9 protein-coding genes are annotated in these 16,481 nt (G+C 60.3%); 2 read left to right on the top strand and 7 right to left on the bottom strand.

Features of this window, described 5'->3' with window-relative positions; translation table 11 throughout:
• The first annotated feature begins 353 nt into the window (after nt 1–353).
• Complete coding sequence (locus AOC05_RS12880) at nt 354–1,643, top strand: MFS transporter (RefSeq protein WP_082357972.1); 1,290 nt, start codon at nt 354–356, stop codon at nt 1,641–1,643.
• A 58-nt stretch (nt 1,644–1,701) separates the two neighbouring features.
• On the opposite strand, the gene AOC05_RS12885 is transcribed toward AOC05_RS12880, so the two are convergent.
• From AOC05_RS12885 to rpsL, 6 genes are all read right to left on the bottom strand, one after another.
• Complete coding sequence (locus AOC05_RS12885; protein WP_062007562.1) at nt 1,702–5,484, bottom strand: hypothetical protein; 3,783 nt, start codon at nt 5,482–5,484, stop codon at nt 1,702–1,704.
• A 434-nt stretch (nt 5,485–5,918) separates the two neighbouring features.
• Nucleotides 5,919–6,395: an SRPBCC family protein gene (locus AOC05_RS12890; RefSeq protein WP_062007563.1), complete on the bottom strand. Its 477-nt coding sequence runs from the start codon at nt 6,393–6,395 to the stop codon at nt 5,919–5,921.
• 138 nt (nt 6,396–6,533) lie between these two features.
• Entirely contained in the window at nt 6,534–7,724 is a 1,191-nt protein-coding gene (gene tuf / locus AOC05_RS12895) for an elongation factor Tu (protein ID WP_062007564.1), read from the bottom strand.
• A 159-nt stretch (nt 7,725–7,883) separates the two neighbouring features.
• Complete coding sequence (fusA, locus tag AOC05_RS12900) at nt 7,884–9,998, bottom strand: elongation factor G (RefSeq protein ID WP_062007565.1); 2,115 nt, start codon at nt 9,996–9,998, stop codon at nt 7,884–7,886.
• A gap of 71 nt (nt 9,999–10,069) precedes the next feature.
• Entirely contained in the window at nt 10,070–10,540 is a 471-nt protein-coding gene (rpsG, locus tag AOC05_RS12905) for a 30S ribosomal protein S7 (RefSeq protein WP_062007566.1), read from the bottom strand.
• 1 nt (nt 10,541) lies between these two features.
• Nucleotides 10,542–10,916, bottom strand: coding sequence for a 30S ribosomal protein S12 (gene rpsL, locus AOC05_RS12910; RefSeq protein ID WP_038464715.1), 375 nt, complete (start codon nt 10,914–10,916; stop codon nt 10,542–10,544).
• 433 nt (nt 10,917–11,349) lie between these two features.
• Between rpsL and AOC05_RS12915 the strand changes: the two genes are divergently transcribed.
• Nucleotides 11,350–12,342 carry a patatin-like phospholipase family protein gene (locus AOC05_RS12915; protein ID WP_062007567.1) on the top strand — a complete coding sequence of 331 codons (993 nt, stop codon included), beginning with the start codon at nt 11,350–11,352 and terminating at the stop codon, nt 12,340–12,342.
• 132 nt (nt 12,343–12,474) lie between these two features.
• Here AOC05_RS12915 and AOC05_RS12920 read toward each other — a convergent pair whose 3' ends face one another.
• Nucleotides 12,475–16,377 (bottom strand): DNA-directed RNA polymerase subunit beta', encoded by a 3,903-nt coding sequence (locus tag AOC05_RS12920; protein WP_062007568.1) that lies wholly within the window; start codon nt 16,375–16,377, stop codon nt 12,475–12,477.
• Nucleotides 16,378–16,481 lie beyond the last annotated feature (104 nt).

Below are 16,481 nucleotides of genomic sequence, written 5' to 3' on the forward strand. Positions count from 1 at the left end.
TGACGTAAACGCTGTTTACTTTTCCTGTTCAAATGTGGCACTTTCAGCCACGCTCCCAATCAACTGAATCCGGATAATTCCGGGTTCCTCAATCAACCGAAGCTCCGACCCCCGCGGTCGGGCGTGTCGCGTTTGAAAACGCGCACGTACCCGCATGTTTACGAGGGAAAGGTTATGTTTGGGCTTCAACTTGGACCCTGCATCGAGCATTATCTCGACCGGGACACGGAAAAGCACTTGAACAACTCAATAAGTATGCCGGAATATCGGCGTAAACACCAATTGCCATGCGGGCAGGCCAGACGTCGGCGGCGTTCCCGAAGCCGTATTGACGGGCATGAGAAACTACAAGCGTGAGCAATGTCACTAATTACGATGGGGTATCTGATCCCACGCAAACTCAGTCGCTGTCCGCCGTTCCCACCCGGAGGGTCAGTGGACGCTGGATCACGCTCTTCGCTCTGAGCTGGTTTGGGGTGTGGATTGCGCAGCTGACGCCGGTGCAGTTGCTGTTGCCCCTGCAGATCGAGAGTTTCCTCCATGCCACCGACTGGGTCCAAAACGTGCTGGGGTTCGGCTACATTTCCGGGATCGCCGGGGTATTCGCTCTCATCACCTACCCTTTGACCGGCGCCCTCTCCGATCGCACCACCTCACGCTTTGGCCGGCGTCGTCCCTGGATTGCCCTTGGCACCGCGGGCTTCGCCGCTTCGCTGGTAGTTTTGGGCCTCCAAACATCCCTGCTCGGAATCGGGATTTGCTGGGTATGTTCCAGCATATTCTTCTGCGTCCTGACGGCGGCACTCACAGCGGCCATCTCCGACCAGGTACCGGTCAACCAGCGCGGTTACGTCTCGGGCTGGATTTCCGCACCCCAGGCCATCGGCATCATCGCCGGGCTGGTCCTGGTCACGGCACTGGCTTTGAGCACCTTTGGCGGTTACGCCCTCATGGCGGCCCTGGTGGTCCTGCTCGGGTTGCCGTTCCTTATGCTTATTCCCGATGCGGTGCTCCCCCGCGGCATCATGCCTGCCCTGACCCTCCGCTCCTTGATCGACGGGCTGTGGATCAGTCCCCGCCGCTACCCGGACTTTGGCTGGACCCTGCTCAGCCGAATCCTGGTCAACCTAGGTAACGCCTTTGGCACAAGCCTGCTCCTGTACTTCTTGATGTACGGGCTCCGCATGGACGACGCCGAGGGTTCACTTATCATTCTCACCCTTGTTTACATGGTGTTCGTGATCGTTGCCTCGCTGTGGCTGGGCAGGCTCTCGGACCGGCTGGGCCGCCGACGGTCCTTCGTCTTCATCGCGTCGGTGCTGCAGGCCGTGGCCGCCTTGATTTTGGCGTTCGTGCCCAGTTTTGAGGCTGCCACTGTCGCGGCCGGGCTCTTGGGCCTGGGCTACGGCTGCTTCCTCTCCGTGGATCAGGCCCTGGCCACGGAGGTTCTGCCGGACCAGCTTTCCCGGGGCAAGGATCTGGGCATCATGAACATAGCGCTGACAGTACCGCAGGCTTTTGCCCCCATGCTCGGGGCCTTACTGGTCAGCGCCACCGGCGGGTTCACCTGGCTGTTTCTGCTTTCGGGCATCACAGCGCTGGCGGGTGCAATCGCCGTCGCGCAGGTCAGAGGCGTCAAATAGGGTCCCCGCCTAGGGCCTTCCCGTCGGCCCTGCCCGGCAGGCGCGCCGGGTGCGCCAGCTACTTAGGTGGCCCCGGAGCGACCGGCGTCGCCGCAGTGGTGGCTGGCGCCGGCTTTACCGACGGGGAACCGCCGTCGTCGCCGTTGTGCGGCGGCTTGCGGTTCAAGCGCCAAATGGCCAGGCCAATAAGCAGCAACGCCAAAACCGCCAGCAAAACGAACGTAAAACCGCGCCAGTACCAGAGGACGGATGCACTGACGCCGATGGCGCCCCAGATGGTGAACAACCGTTCATCGATGCTGAGCCCGGCCACGAGCAGTGCAACGAACAAGAGCAGCGAGACCGCCTGCTGGAGTGTATCCCCACCAAACATTGTCAATAGGGCGCCAAAGGAGGCCACCGAGCCTGCCGCTACCAGCAGGGCCTTGCATTCCTGCGGTAGCCGGTAAATGTGGCGGCGCACAGCCAAGGCACCCAAGGCCAGTGCGCACCATTCCACAAGCCAAAACATGCCACCATCAACGTACGCTGAACTGGCGATGAACCAGATCAAGGCCGTGGCGACAACGGCCAGGTCTACGGCGTTTGGGCGCCTGTGCCCCGGTGTCTCCACGCAGGCTAGGGCGGCTACGGCGGTGAACGCTAGTGCCCCGCCGAGGATGGCCTTGTGATCGGCCATGGCCAGTAGCGAAAAACCCGCCCCCGACACGAGCGCAACCCCCACCAGACTCCAGCGCTGGACAGGCACCACCGAGGCCAGCTCCCACAGGAGCATTCGGACCAGGTACAGGCTACCGACCGCCACACCAAAGGCGGAGAGAGCGGCGATACCTTCCAGGTGTCCCAATTCGAGAATCTGCACCCGCACCAGGACAGCAGCCACCAGCACCATCAGCGCCCCGGGAAGCGTCAGCCAGGGCAGCCTTTGCAAATGCGCCGCGGCGATGAAGGCCAAGCCTGCCGCCAACCACATGATAGCGAGGGTGCCGGCCGGGGCAGCCCCATCCACCAACAGGGCAGCAAACAAGAATGCCGCGGCTGCTGCCGGCCCATACCAGCGCATTTCGGCTCTCTGCACCCGGAATAGGCAGCCCCATAGATTTACAGCCACGGAGATGAGAATCAGGACCAAGGTGGTGATCCCCGGTGGCAATACTGGTGCCATGATGGCCGCACCACCTGCCACCGTAAGGATGGCCAGGTAAGACGCTCCCCGTTGGCCGAGGGTGGACTGTGCCAAGATGGCCGACGCCGCCAGCAGGAGAAGTTCCAGGGCCACCACCCAGCGGAGGCCGGATCCTTGACGATCGAGCCCTCCAGCCGCGATGACATACGCGATCGGCGCCATCACCTGGGCGAGCAACAGCAGCCACAGGCTGGCCTTCCACACCAGGGACTCCCCCACGATCCGGCGGGCGGCAGGCGAACCCGCCAACCACTGCACACCAAGCTGGGCGATCAACACGCCGCTGAGAACCAGCGTTTGGATGGTGGGGCTGCCGGTAATATCGGTCACCAACACGGCAATCAGTGCGGTGGACGCTATCCGTGCCAGCAGGAAATATGCACTCCGGCTCCGGTGCCTAAGCCCGCGAACGGCACAGACACCAGCGGTAACCGCTACAAGTGCAGCAGCGATTTCAAAGCTCTGCCGGTGTTGCAGCGCCATGCCAGCTATCGCCGTCATGGCCAGCGGAGCTGCCCACTGGGCTACCCCTGGGGCCGGTGAACGCAGGGCGTAAGCGCAGCCCACCAAACCCAAGGCGGCAACTACGAGCGCCACGACCAACGTTTGTGTCCAATGTCCATCGGGGTTGGCGATCATTTGGAAGGTGGCGAGCAGAAGTGTCGCCGCAACTGTAGCGCAAACATCGAAGGAGAAGCCGGCAACCGTGTTGCCACGCCACATTGACCCCGCCAGGATCAGCAGCTGCCCTCCAAGGACAAACAAAACCACCAGCCACAACGAAACCTCGGCACTTACGTCCACGGGCATGTGCTCGCGCCACAGTGCGAACACGGCCATCGCCAGCAGCAACGACGCACCCCTTGCACACCACCAATAGATCCAGCGATGGGTCGGCTCTGGCTGCGCCCGCAGCCGCCAACCCGTGACTGCCAGGAACAGGGTCAAGGATGCCGCACCCACGACCGTCCCCGAGGCGCCAAAGACCACTCCCGCACAGATGCCGGCCACGGCAAGGAACGCAGGCGCCATGATCTCGGCTCCGGCGTACCGCTGGCCCCGCGGCAGGAACACCCACGAATGTGCACAGGCCGCGGCGCCCAGCGCGAGAACAGCAATCAGGAACGCGGTTGCGGCAACCGGCACGGTTGGCTCCCATGCTCCCTGATCTGTAGCCCTGAAAGCCACCGCCTGGGCGACTATCAGCACGGTTCCCAGCACTGCCCAAGAAGTCCCGGAGGCAGCCGTCACCTTGTTGGGCCGGCCGAACATCCCGAGCAAGGTGTCTGCGAAGAGCTGGCCGGCCGCCATGACTACAACCACGGCAATGATGACCTCGGCCTTCCCGGACTGCGCGGGAAGGTAGGCCGCCAGCAACGACGTCGCCAGACCTGTCAGCACGATGCGGGCGGCCACAAGCATCACACCTCTGATCCTGCGTTCCTTGGAACTCAGGAACCGCGCCACCGAATAGATCAAAGCCGCCGCCAGCACCATTGCCCAGTCCTGGGCCGCCAACCAGCCACTGGACAGGACCGCCGCCCCCAGTGCCGGCAACGGCAGCCACTCCCCTCGCGGCAACATGGCAGGCACAGCAGCCATCGCAGCAAGCAAAACCACCAGCAAAGGCAGTGCGGGGCTCCAGACCCAAGCGCCGCCGTCGTGCCCGGAAAAGGCAATCCCCGCGCTCCAGAGCAGGGACAACCCGGCTGCCAGTGGAAGACTAAGGAAAACATCGCCCACTGGCCAGACCGCCCGACCCAGCCACTTGCCAATGCGGCTGTGGAAGCAAGCGACGATCAGGGTTTGCACGGCCAGTGTGAGCGTGATGGCCCCGGCTGCGAATGCCAGCGATTCCCCCATTAGCCAGCCAACGAACGGGGCCGCAATGGTCAGGGAGAGCCGCAGGCCCAAGTAGTTCGCGCGCCGGAGCCGTGGTGGATCCACCCAGCCCATGACGCCGTAGAAGAGTGTGCCGGCGAGCAAGACCATCGCATGGTCAGCCGCGTTCAGCCCCAGGGGAAACGCCAGGGAACTGACAAGGCCCACGGGGGCAAACCACGGGCCAAGGTCCGAGAGCGGTTTGGCGAACAGTCCCAGCACCGGTGACTGGCTGGCGATCCGATTGCCCAAGACCCGCCCGGCCAGGGACAGTACGGCGGCAATGACAATCAATGCCGTGAAGTACCAGGACAGGGCGGCACCCAGAACTGCCCCGGATGACCAGGCCGTGGAGATCAGGAAAGCCAGGGAGAGGTACACCACGAGCCGGCTTCCCAGCCTGACGGCGGCAACAACATAGGCTGCTGTTCCGACAAGTGAGGTGAGTAGCCAGACGGCCGGTGCGTTGGGGAAGCCCAGGTTGTAGGTGGCCAGCCCCGCAAACGGGACTATGGCCAGGGCCGTGCCGACGAATGCCAGCGCCGCCGGCCGTAACCGGGGGGTGGCGGCGTGGAGTACCAGTCCTGCCCCGTAGAACACCGCCGTCCCAAGCCAGACGCCCACCAGTCTGGCAGAGACCGGCAGAGAACTGACCACAAACAACGCAGCAGCCGCCACCATGAACAGGCTGGCGATATACAGCGTGATGTTGATGTTCTGGGTTTCTCGCTTGGCTTTCCTGGCGGCATGGACCTGTGGATCCAACGGCGGCATTGGCGCGCCAAAGGGCCGGTCCTGTCGCCCGTAAGCAGGTATCGCCTGGGTAGTCATTTGTCCGGGCCAGGGACTTTGGGGGTGCATGGGAGGTGAGGGGGGCGCCGGAATCGGCCCCGGCACTTGCTTCACTTTCGGGGCCGGTGCCACCCCACGGATTACTTGGGGTGCCGGGTTAGGCGGAGTATCCCGGGCCACCGCATCACGCCAACCGGCCAGGTGCCCATCCAGATAGCCCCGGCGGTAGGCCTCATTAAGCTGGGCCGAAGCCGGATTTGCGGGTGGAACCGGGGGCCCTTGCTGTGGCTTGCCCATGATGTTTCCCCTTGAGGTCGTCGATGCATCAGCCTGGGTACTTCCACGCCGTCAAACAGAGTAAGACTACCAAATGGAATAATAACGCAGCTGTTTGTGTCGTGCCATTCCAGCCACTCTTAGCTCAGTGTCTTGAACTCGGCAACAAGCGCCGGATTCTGGCACGCCCTGGCGAAAGCCGACATGCGTCTTTCGATTTCCCTGCCGAGAATCCATGCCGCCACGGGCTCGGCAATCCAGCGCAACCAGCCCGGCTTACAGGAGTAGGTGTATTTCCAAACAGCCTTGGTGCCACCCTTGGTGGCAGCGAACCGCCACCCCCCACCGAACTGTTCAAAGAACCAGGGTCCCTGGACCATTTTCATGCCGACATTCCGTGGTGGCAGGTAGGAGACATACTCGCTGACCATGAGCAGACCCAGCCGCGTGCGTGTCCGGGTGCGCACACCCTTGGCCGCAACGCCTGCGCCGCCAAGGAATTGTTGCGAGTGGATGAACGGGTCCCACCGCAGCCGGAAGGAACCGCTGCTTTGGGAGAGACCGAAAGCAGTCTCCGGGTCTATGTCTATGAATCGTTCGGCCACTATTTGGGGCATGGCGGGGTCCTGTCCTGTGGGAGTGCACTGGTCTACGATCCGCCAACGGTGCAGCCTAGGCCACACCGTTGGCGTTGAGAAACAAGTAGGGCCCTCAGCCGAAGCTGAGGGCCCTACTTTAGCGATCTAAGTAATTAATTACTTGATGATCTTGGTAACACGACCTGAACCAACGGTGCGTCCGCCTTCGCGGATAGCGAAGCCGAGGCCCTCTTCCATGGCGATCGGCTGGATCAGCGCGACAGTCATTTCGGTGTTGTCGCCAGGCATAACCATTTCCGTGCCCTCAGGCAAGGTGATGACACCGGTAACATCCGTGGTGCGGAAGTAGAACTGCGGGCGGTAGTTGGAGTAGAACGGGTTGTGACGCCCGCCCTCGTCCTTGGCCAAGATGTAGACGTTGGCTTCGAAATCGGTGTGCGGGGTAATGGAACCCGGCTTCACGATAACCTGGCCACGCTCTACGTCTTCGCGCTTGATGCCGCGAAGCAGCAAGCCACAGTTTTCGCCGGCCCAAGCCTCGTCGAGCTGCTTGTGGAACATTTCGATACCGGTAACCGTGGTCTTCTGGACCGGACGGATGCCGACAATCTCGATTTCCGAGTTGATCTTCAGGGTTCCACGCTCGGCGCGGCCCGTAACAACGGTTCCACGACCAGTGATCGTGAAGACGTCTTCAACCGGCATGAGGAACGGCTTGTCCTTGTCGCGGATCGGGTCCGGAACATGGTTGTCCACAGCGTCCATCAGATCTTCAACGGACTTGACCCACTTGGGATCGCCTTCAAGAGCCTTCAAGCCGGAAACGCGGACAACAGGTGCCTCGTCGCCGTCGAAGCCCTGTGAGGAAAGAAGCTCGCGAACTTCCATCTCCACCAGGTCCAGGAGCTCTTCGTCGTCAACCATGTCGGACTTGTTCAGTGCAACCAGCAGGTAGGGAACGCCAACCTGGCGGGCCAACAGAACGTGCTCACGAGTCTGGGCCATAGGACCGTCAGTCGCAGCAACCACCAGGATAGCGCCGTCCATCTGCGCAGCACCGGTGATCATGTTCTTGATGTAGTCAGCGTGGCCGGGGGCGTCTACGTGTGCGTAGTGGCGCTTCTCGGTCTGGTACTCAACGTGGGAGATGTTGATCGTGATGCCGCGCTGCTTCTCCTCGGGAGCCGAGTCGATGGAGCTGAAATCACGCTGCTCGTTGAGTGTTGGGTACTTGTCGTACAGTACCTTGGAAATGGCAGCCGTCAACGTGGTCTTACCATGGTCAACGTGACCGATGGTGCCGATGTTAACGTGCGGCTTGGTCCGCTCGAACTTTGCCTTTGCCACGGGTTCCTCCTAGAACATTTTAGAAAACTTACTCTCAGTAGCGCTGTTCGCCACTGAAATCAAAATAAGTCTACTGGGGGCTTTTGATATTTAAGAAATTGCTGGGTGTTTAGGTTGCATCCAGCCCAGGGCCGGATGCAACCTAAACATAAGGGGCGACTACTCGCCGCGGGCCTTCTGGATGATCTCGTCGGCAACAGCCTTCGGAACCTCAGAGTAGCTGTCGAACTTCATCGAGTACACGGCGCGACCCTGGGTCTTGGACCGCAGGTCACCGATGTAGCCGAACATGCCGGACAAGGGAACAAGAGCCTTGATGACCTTGACACCGCTTGCGTCCTCCATGGACTGCATCTGGCCGCGACGGGAGTTGATGTCACCAATAACTTCACCCATGTATTCCTCAGGGGTGCGGACTTCAACTTCCATCAACGGTTCAAGCAGAACCGGGTTGGCCAACCGAGCAGCTTCCTTGAACGCCATTCGACCGGCGATCTTGAAGGCCATTTCGGACGAGTCGACATCGTGAGAGGCACCGTCGAGCAGTGTCGCCTTGATGCCGACCATCGGGTAACCGGCCAACACACCGTCAGGCAGTGCGGATTGGATGCCCTGGTCAACGCTGGGGATGTACTCGCGCGGAACACGGCCACCAGTGACCTTGTTGCTGAACTCGTACATTTCGCCTTCAGCAGTATCCAACGGCTCAATGGCAATCTGGATCTTGGCGAACTGACCTGAACCACCGGTCTGCTTCTTGTGCGTGTAGTCGTGCTTGACGACGGCGCGCTTGATGGTTTCGCGGTACGCAACCTGCGGCTTGCCAACATTGGCTTCAACGTTGAATTCGCGACGCATGCGGTCCACAAGGATATCCAAGTGGAGCTCGCCCATGCCGCCAATTTCGGTCTGGCCTGTGTCTTCGTTGAGGTTGACGGTGAACGTCGGGTCCTCAGCGGAGAGCTTCTGGATAGCCGTGGACAGCTTCTCCTGGTCGCCCTTGGTCTTCGGCTCAATGGCAACGAAGATCACCGGCGCCGGGAAGGTCATCGACTCAAGAACGATCGGGTTGGCCGGATCGCACAAGGTGTCACCGGTGGTGGTGTCCTTGAGGCCGATCACCGCGTAGATGTGACCTGCGTGGATCTCATCTACGGGCATTTCCTTGTTGGCATGCATCTGGAAGAGCTTGCCAATACGTTCTTTTTTGCCCTTGGTGGAGTTCATCAGCTGTGTGCCAGAAGTCGCCTTGCCGGAGTACACGCGGATGAAGTTCAACTGGCCGAAGAACGGGTGCGATGAGATCTTGAAGGCCAGAGCCGAGAACGGCTCCTCTTCGGAAGGCATGCGCGACAGTTCAATCGTCTCGTCCTTCGGGTTGTGGCCAATCATGGCACCAACGTCGAGAGGTGAAGGCAGGTAGTCGATGACAGCATCGAGCATGGGCTGCACGCCGCGGTTCTTGAAAGCAGAGCCGCAGAAGACCGGGTAGATCTCGGAGTTGACAGTCAGCTTACGAATGCCGGCCTTGAGTTCCGCGATGGAAGGCTCTACGCCCTCAAGGTACTTCTCCATAAGTTCCTCGGAGGCCTCCGCAGCGGCCTCAACGAGGGCTGCGCGGTACTCTTCGGCACGTTCCTGCAGATCCGCGGGGATCTCCTTGATTTCGTAGGCGGCACCCATGGTGACATCACCCTTGGAATCGCCGGCCCAGACGAAGGCCTTCATGGTCATCAAGTCGACGACGCCAACGAATTCGCTTTCGGAACCGATGGGCAGCTGCATAACCAAGGGCTTGGCGCCCAGACGGTTGATGATGGTGTCTACCGTGAAGTAGAAATCAGCACCGAGCTTGTCCATCTTGTTGACGAAGCAAATACGCGGAACGTTGTACTTGTCAGCCTGGCGCCAAACAGTCTCGGACTGCGGCTCCACGCCTTCCTTGCCATCGAAGACGGCAACGGCGCCATCGAGAACACGCAAGGAACGCTCAACTTCCACCGTGAAGTCAACGTGGCCGGGCGTGTCAATGATGTTGATCTGGTTCTTGTCCCAGAAGCAGGTCACGGCGGCACTCGTGATAGTGATGCCGCGTTCCTTTTCCTGTTCCATCCAGTCAGTCGTCGAAGCGCCGTCGTGGGTTTCGCCGAGCTTGTGGTTCACACCCGTGTAGAACAGGATGCGCTCAGTCGTAGTGGTCTTGCCGGCATCAATGTGGGCCATGATGCCAATATTGCGGACCTTGTTAAGGTCTGTAAGCACTTCCTGTGCCACGTTGTCTCCCTTTTCTAGAGATGAGCTTGCGTGGGCCTACGGGGTCACCGCAGGCACACATCCGGCTCTAGTTACCAGCGGTAATGGGCGAAGGCCTTGTTGGACTCGGCCATTTTGTGGGTGTCTTCGCGGCGCTTTACAGCGGCACCAAGACCGTTGGAGGCATCCAGAACTTCGTTGCGCAAACGCTCGGTCATGGTCTTCTCGCGGCGAGCCTTCGAGTAACCAACCAACCAGCGCAACGCCAGGGCAGTCTGACGGCCAGGCTTGACCTCAACCGGAACCTGGTAGGTGGCGCCACCAACACGGCGGGACTTCACCTCAAGGCTCGGCTTGATGTTTTCCATGGCCTTCTTCAGAGCGGCAACGGGATCGCTGCCAGTCTTCTCGCGAACACCTTCAAGTGCGCCGTATACGATGCGCTCTGCGGTGGACTTCTTGCCGTCAACGAGAACCTTGTTGATCAACTGTGTGACCAACGGGGAGCCGTATACGGGATCTACAACTAGCGGCCGCTTGGGGGCCGGACCCTTGCGAGGCATATTACTTCTTCTCCATCTTTGCACCGTAGCGGCTGCGAGCCTGCTTGCGGTTCTTAACGCCCTGGGTATCCAATGCGCCACGGACGATCTTGTAACGTACACCGGGAAGATCCTTGACACGGCCTCCGCGGACGAGCACGATGGAGTGCTCCTGGAGGTTGTGACCTACACCGGGGATGTAAGCGGTAACTTCCACGCCACCGTTGAGGCGCACGCGGGCAACCTTACGAAGGGCAGAGTTCGGCTTCTTCGGGGTGGTTGTGTAGACGCGCGTGCAAACGCCGCGACGCATGGGGCTGCCCTTCAATGCGGGAGCCTTGGTCTTTGTGACCTTGGGTGTCCGGCCCTTTCGGACCAGCTGGTTAATCGTAGGCACTTTCGTGTTCTCCGTTGTTTTCTCGAGTTGATTCTCGTGTCGCTTTGCCCTGGGTCCGCGAACCGTTGCGCACTGGGCGCATAGTCACCGAAACGTCAAGGAAGAGCCATTTACTGGTAGTCGCAGACTTGGCGACTTCACAGCGCCTAGGCATGCAAAAATGTGGCATCTGCTGTACAAGAACCGTACAACCCGGACCCGTATCCACTTCTAGACACCTAAGCGCTAAAAATAAGTACTCTTATCCACTGCCACACTAACAATTACTCACTACGTTACCACGTCGTCGGACCCTGACGCGAATCGGTCCCGATATGCCCTTGACATAGCGAGTCGCTGAATGCACTCTCTAATTACTCCATGCCACCGGCAGGTCTAGTTTGCCGGCTGCACCCATATATGGAGCGGTACAACAGTAAAGCTCAGGTGCGTCATGGCTGATGCAGATTTGGTCCTTGAAGGGGGCGGAGTAAAAGGCTCCGCTTTGGTCGGGGCCGTGACCTCCCTTGCCGAACACAGCGATCCCTACAGCTTTCACCGCGTGGCTGGCACGTCCGCGGGAGCAATAGTGGCAGGGCTGCTGGCATCCGGCATGGGTGTCCCCCAAATAAAGTCCGTGATGGACAAGCTGGACTTTTCCCAGTTCCAGGATGAGGTTGGTTTCCTGGCTCACGTGCCCACGGTTGGCCCCGTTGCCAGCCTGCTCCTCCATGAGGGCCTATACTCTGGCGGGTTCTTGCACAACTGGATTTCGGAAACCCTCGCGGGGCAGGGGGTGCGCACGTGGGCTGATCTGAAGGAAACCGACCCGGCCAGTTCCCTGCCGCCGTCGCAGCAGTACAAACTAGTGGTCATTGTCTCCGATGTCTCACGCGGGCTCATGTTGCGCCTTCCCTGGGACTACGAACCGCTCTTGGGTATGGACCCCGACACTGCTTTCGTGGCCGACGCCATCAGGGCCTCTGCCTCCATCCCGTTTTTCTTCCGGCCATGGAACATACCCACGGACGTCAAGACGACAGGACATGATCACATTGTGTGCGTCGATGGCGGCATGCTCTCCAACTTTCCCATGTCCATTTTCGACAGGGACGACGACGTGGCATCGCGCTGGCCCACCATTGGGGTGAAGCTATCGGGGAGGGCAACCATCCGCACCGAAGATTGGCAGTCGAATACCAATAACATCCAATTGGCAAAGTCACTGTTGGGAACCATGATGGGAGCCCACGACCGCAGCTACGTGAACGACCCCAAGGCGATTTCGCGGACCATCTTCGTGGACACCTCCGCTTACCGTTCCACTGACTTCCAGCTCACCACTGGCGACAAAGAAGCCATGTTCAACCAGGGCATGAGCAGCGGTAAAACGTTCCTCTCCGGCTGGGATTGGGAAAAGTGGAAGGCCGGCGACTACGGAACCTGACCCTCCCCTCGTTGAGGGGACACATCACCCACCGCACCAAGGCGCGGAGAAGTGCCCCCTCAACGGGGAGTTAACGTACGACGGCGGTGAGCTGCCCTTATAAGGCAACTCACCGCCGTCATTCGCTATGTGCTAGCCGCTGAAGTTGGTTCCCAGATCATAGTCATCCAAGGGGATGGCACGGAACTCGGCACCCAGATCGCCGGCGCCGCCCACGTAGTCAAAGTCGCTGAACGCGCTCGGACCGGTGAACAGGTTGGCTTTGGCTTCTTCGGTCGGCTCCACCGTGACATTGGTGTAGCGCGGCAGACCCGTACCAGCCGGGATCAGCTTACCGATGATGACGTTCTCCTTCAGACCCAGCAGCGGGTCAGACTTGCCTTCCATGGCCGCCTGCGTCAGAACGCGGGTGGTTTCCTGGAAGGAAGCAGCGGAGAGCCAAGATTCGGTAGCCAAGGAAGCCTTGGTGATACCCATGAGCTCGTTACGGCCGGAGGCCGGCTTCTTGCCCTCGGACACGACGCGACGGTTTTCCGTCTCGAAGCGGCCGCGCTCGGCAAGCTCACCGGGCAGCAACTTAGAGTCACCGGACTCGATGACCGTCACGCGACGGAGCATCTGACGCACGATGACTTCAACGTGCTTGTCGTGGATCCCTACACCCTGGCTGCGGTAAACGCGCTGAACTTCCTCAACGAGGTGCTTCTGTGCTGCACGCGGGCCCAGGATACGCAGAACCTGCTTGGGGTCAACAGCACCCACCACCAGCTTCTGGCCAACCTCAACGTGCTCGCCGTCAACAACTTGCAGGCGTGCACGGCGCAGAACCGGGTAAGCGATCTCTTCGGTGCCGTCGTCCGGGGTCAGGATCAATCGCATGGTGCGTTCGGACTCATCAATGTTGATGCGTCCGGCGGCCTCAGCGATCGGTGCGACACCCTTCGGGGTACGTGCTTCGAAGAGCTCCTGGATACGGGGCAGACCCTGGGTGATGTCCTCGCCACGGCTGGCCGAAACAGCGCCACCGGTGTGGAAAGTACGCATGGTCAGCTGCGTGCCGGGCTCACCAATGGACTGTGCTGCGATGATACCGACAGCCTCACCGATGTCCACGGTCTTCCCTGTTGCCAAGGAACGGCCATAGCACAGTGCACAGGTTCCGACAGTCGATTCACAAGTCAACACGGAGCGGACCTTGATCTCAGCGACACCGGCTGCGAACAGCTCGGCGATGAGTACGTCACCAACATCGGCGCCGGCGGAAGCCAGCACCTTGCCAGCGGCGTCCACAACCTCAGAAGCCAAGGTGCGAGCGTAAACGCTGTTCTCAACCTCCTCGTGCAACTGCAGTTCACCCATGGAGTCAACCACGGCGATCGGCAGGGTCAAGCCGCGCTCGGTGCCACAGTCGTCTTCACGAACAATGACATCCTGCGAAACGTCGACCAGACGACGCGTCAGGTAGCCGGAGTTGGCCGTACGCAGAGCCGTATCAGCCAGACCCTTACGGGCACCGTGAGTGGCGATGAAGTACTCCAAAACCGACAGGCCCTCACGGTAGGAGGACTTGATCGGGCGAGGAATAATTTCACCCTTAGGGTTAGCCACCAAGCCACGGATACCGGCAATCTGGCGAACCTGCATCCAGTTACCACGGGCACCGGAGGAAACCATGCGGTTGATCGTGTTGGACTCGGCGAAGGACTCACGCATCGCATCTGCGATCTCGTTCGTAGCCTGGTTCCAAATGTCGATCAGGTCCTGACGGCGTTCCTCATCAGCGATGAGGCCCTTGTCGAACTGCGCCTGAACTTTGGCCGCCTTGACCTCGTAACCTTCAAGGATGGCCGGCTTGGAAGCCGGAACCTTGATGTCGGAGATGGCAACGGTGATACCTGAACGGGTTGCCCAGTAGAAACCGGCATCCTTCAGGTTATCCAACGTTGCAGCCACAACGACCTTGGGGTAACGCTCGGCGAGATCGTTAACGATCTCGGAGAGCTGGCCCTTGTCGGCCACCTTCTCAACCCACGGGTAGTCCGCGGGCAGGGTTTCGTTGAACAGAACCTGTCCAAGCGACGTTGCTACGATGGCCGGTGTGCCAGGCACCCAACCCTCGGGAGCAACCCAGTCGGCGTTCGGCACAAAGTCGCTCAGACGGATCTTGACCTGCGAGTTCAAGTGCAACTCGCCGGCGTCGTGCGCCATGATGGCTTCAGCCGGGGTGGAGAAGGTGCGGCCTTCGCCGACCGACCCCTCACGCTTGGTGGTCAAGTGGTACAGGCCGATGATCATATCCTGTGACGGCAAGGTCACCGGGCGGCCATCTGAAGGCTTCAAGATGTTGTTGCTCGAGAGCATCAGGATGCGTGCTTCAGCCTGAGCTTCGGGGCTCAGCGGCAGGTGAACTGCCATCTGGTCGCCGTCGAAGTCAGCGTTGAAAGCACCACAAACCAGCGGGTGCAGCTGGATTGCCTTGCCTTCAACTAGCTGCGGCTCGAACGCCTGGATACCCAAACGGTGCAGGGTTGGTGCACGGTTCAGCAGCACAGGATGCTCGGTGATGATCTCTTCGAGAACATCCCAGACCTGGGGACGGAAACGCTCCACCATCCGCTTGGCGCTCTTGATGTTCTGTGCATGGTTAAGGTCAACCAAGCGCTTCATCACGAACGGCTTGAAGAGCTCCAGGGCCATCTGCTTGGGCAGACCACACTGGTGCAGCTTCAACTGCGGGCCAACAACAATGACCGAACGGCCAGAGTAGTCAACGCGCTTGCCAAGGAGGTTCTGGCGGAATCGACCCTGCTTGCCCTTGAGCATGTCAGAGAGCGACTTCAACGGACGGTTGCCCGGTCCGGTGACCGGACGTCCGCGACGACCGTTGTCAAAGAGGGAGTCAACAGCTTCCTGCAGCATGCGCTTCTCATTGTTGACGATGATCTCCGGAGCACCCAGGTCAAGCAGACGCTTGAGACGGTTGTTGCGGTTGATCACGCGACGGTAGAGATCGTTCAAGTCCGAGGTGGCGAAACGGCCACCGTCAAGCTGAACCATGGGGCGCAGTTCCGGCGGGATGACCGGGACGGCGTCCAGGACCATGCCCAGCGGGCTGTTGTTGGTGGTCAGGAACGCGTTGACAACCTTCAACCGCTTCAGGGCACGCGTCTTGCGCTGGCCCTTGCCGTTCTGGATGATGTCGCGCAGGATCTCGGCTTCGCCGGCCATGTCGAAGGTCTCAAGACGCTTCTTGATGGCTTCGGCACCCATGGAACCTTCGAAGAACATGCCGTAACGGTCACGCAATTCGCGGTATAGGGCCTCGTCGCCTTCAAGGTCGGCAACCTTCAGGCCCTTGAAACGGTCCCAAACCTGCTCGAGGCGGTCGATGTCGGCGTCGGCGCGCTTGCGCACATTGGCCATCTGACGGTCCGCAGAGTCGCGGGCCTTTTTTTTCTCGGCCGCCTTGGCGCCTTCACCTTCAAGGCGCTGCAATTCGCCTTCAAGATCGCGGGCGATCGTGGCGATGTCGGAGTCACGCATGTCAACCATGCGCTTCTTCTCCAGGTCGTGCTCGGTCTGGAGGTTCGGCAACTCGGCGTGACGTGCATCGTCATCAACGCTGGTGATCATGTAGGCAGCAAAGTAGATGACCTTTTCAAGGTCCTTCGGTGCCAGATCCAGCAGGTAGCCCAACCGCGAGGGGACGCCCTTGAAGTACCAGATGTGGGTTACGGGAGCGGCGAGCTCAATGTGGCCCATCCGCTCACGACGCACCTTGGCGCGGGTGACTTCAACGCCACAACGCTCGCAGATGATGCCCTTGAAGCGCACGCGCTTGTACTTGCCGCAGTAGCATTCCCAGTCGCGGGACGGGCCGAAGATCTTCTCGCAGAAGAGGCCGTCCTTTTCAGGCTTGAGCGTGCGGTAATTGATGGTTTCCGGCTTCTTGACTTCGCCGTGGCTCCAGTCGCGGATATCTTGCGCGGTGGCCAGGCCAATCTGCATGAGGCCGAAGGAGGATTCGCTGGACATATGGGTCCTGTTCTCTCTAATTCTCTAAAGTCTGAATGTCTAAGCGGGTACGGGAGGAAGTACAGGGCCGACGGCGGCAGGCTAGCTACCGCCGTCGGGCCTCA

Origin of the sequence: Arthrobacter alpinus, from assembly GCF_001294625.1 — a bacterium.
Lineage (GTDB): Bacteria > Actinomycetota > Actinomycetes > Actinomycetales > Micrococcaceae > Specibacter > Specibacter alpinus_A.